Origin of the sequence: Methylobacter sp. BlB1, assembly GCF_015476545.1 — a bacterium.
In the GTDB taxonomy this organism is placed as follows: Bacteria; Pseudomonadota; Gammaproteobacteria; order Methylococcales; family Methylomonadaceae; genus Methylobacter.
Genome location: NZ_JADMKV010000217.1, coordinates 1 through 634, shown reverse-complemented (window position 1 = coordinate 634; position 634 = coordinate 1). Strand labels below are relative to the sequence as shown.

The 634-nt window shown below is 76.8% G+C and carries 1 protein-coding gene; it reads left to right on the top strand.

The features are described from left to right. The coding region (locus tag IT781_RS22105; RefSeq protein WP_194972318.1) for an AGE family epimerase/isomerase at positions 1-634 on the top strand (634 nt) is incomplete at both ends.

Below are 634 nucleotides of genomic sequence, written 5' to 3'. Positions count from 1 at the left end.
CAGGCTCCGGGCCGACCGACGATCGCAAGCAGGCCTACGGCCACGCCTTCGTGGTGCTCGCCGGTGCCTCGGCGACCCTGGCCGGGGTGCCCGGTGGCGAGGAGCTGCTCGCCGACGCGCTCGCCGCCTTCGAGCGCTTCTGGGAGGAGCCGGTCGGGCTGCCGCGGGAGGAGTTCGACCGCGCCTGGTCCACCCCGGAGGACTACCGCGGCCTCAACGCCACCATGCACGCCCTCGAGGCCCTGCTCGCCGCGAGCGAGGCGCTGACCGGTGAGGCGGCGGCGCTCCAGCGCGACCGCGCACGACGCATCGCCCACCGGGTGGCCGGCTGGGCGCACCGCCACGAGGGGCGTCTGCCCGAGCACCACGACGCCTCCTGGCGCCCGCTGCTGGAGCACCACGCCGACCGCCCCGACGACCCCTTCCGGCCGTACGGCGCCACCGTCGGCCACGGTCTGGAGTGGTCCCGCCTCCTGCTGGCGACGCGTGCCCTGGTCGGCGATCCGGACGACACCCTGATCGAGGCCGGGCGGGTCCTCTTCGGCCGGGCGGTGGCCGACGGCTGGGCGGTCGACGGCGCCGACGGCTTCGTCTACACCACCGACTGGAGCGGGCGCCCCGTCGTGCGGGCGCG